At 45.4% G+C, this 1061-nt stretch carries 2 pseudogenes; both read left to right on the top strand.

The annotated features are described in order from the left end of the window. Positions 1-850, top strand: a pseudogene (locus AB5935_RS27890) (TonB-dependent receptor domain-containing protein); the annotation flags it as partial. An 18-nt stretch (positions 851-868) separates the two neighbouring features. Further along, a pseudogene (locus AB5935_RS27885) lies at positions 869-1061 on the top strand (RagB/SusD family nutrient uptake outer membrane protein); the annotation flags it as partial.

Raw genomic sequence — 1061 nt, 5'->3', positions numbered from 1 at the left:
CGTATGTACCCAACCTGAAATGGGAAACAACCACTTCATGGAATGTGGGTTTTGACTTCGGTTTTCTCAAAGACCGCATCACTGGTAGTTTCGACTACTACACCCGTCAGACCAAAGACCTGATTGCCACCGTACCTGCTGCTGCCGGTACTACATTCGATCGTAACATCACGACCAATGTCGGAAATGTGGACAGTCAGGGTGTGGAATTCAGTCTGAACGCAACGCCCATACAGACCAAGGACTGGAACTGGGACTTGAGTTTCAACATGACATGGCAGAAGATGAAAGTGAAAAACTTATCACTGACAGCCGGTACGCCTGCCACCAACACTTCTGTAGGTCCGTATATCGACAGTTATCAGGTACAGACATTGAGCGAGGGATATGCTCCTTATATGTTCTACGTTTACCATCAGCTGTATGATGAAAAAACCGGCAAACCGATAGAAGGAGCTTACGTAGACCTTGACGGGGACGGACAAATCAACTCGAACGACTTGTACCGCTACCACTCTCCGGCTCCCGACTATATCCTCGGTTTCAGTACCTCATTGCGTTACAAGAAGTGGACATTGAGCACCAGCCTGCGTGCCAATATCGGAAACGTCAATATCTCTCTGACTACTATGTAGAGAATGCTTCTTTCCTGAAAATGGATAATCTCTCATTGGGTTACAACTTCGGCACTATTTATAAAGGATGCAGTCTGAATGTGAGTGCCATGGTGCAAAATGTATTCTGTATCACCAAATACAGCGGCGTTGACCCGGAAGTTCCCGACGGTGTGGACAATTCGTTTTATCCACGCCCACGTACTTTCTCTCTCAACATAGGTATTAACTTCTAATTACTAAAAGCATCGATTATGAAAAAGATATTTTATACAGCCCTTTATTTTTGCAGCGCACTCCTGATGAGTTCCTGCATAGGCGACTTGGACCAATATCCACACGAAGAAGAAACATCTTCTACCATATATACCAGTGCTGCAAACTATAAAGCCGTTCTGGGAAAAATCTATGCAGCCATGGTGACCACCGGACAGGAAAAGAATGGTG

Source organism: Phocaeicola sp. RTP21198st1_B8_RTP21198_201120 (assembly GCF_040929485.1).
In the GTDB taxonomy this organism is placed as follows: Bacteria; Bacteroidota; Bacteroidia; order Bacteroidales; family Bacteroidaceae; genus Phocaeicola; species Phocaeicola dorei.
Note: the sequence above shows the minus strand (reverse complement) of the source record. Positions and strands in the feature narration are given on the sequence as shown.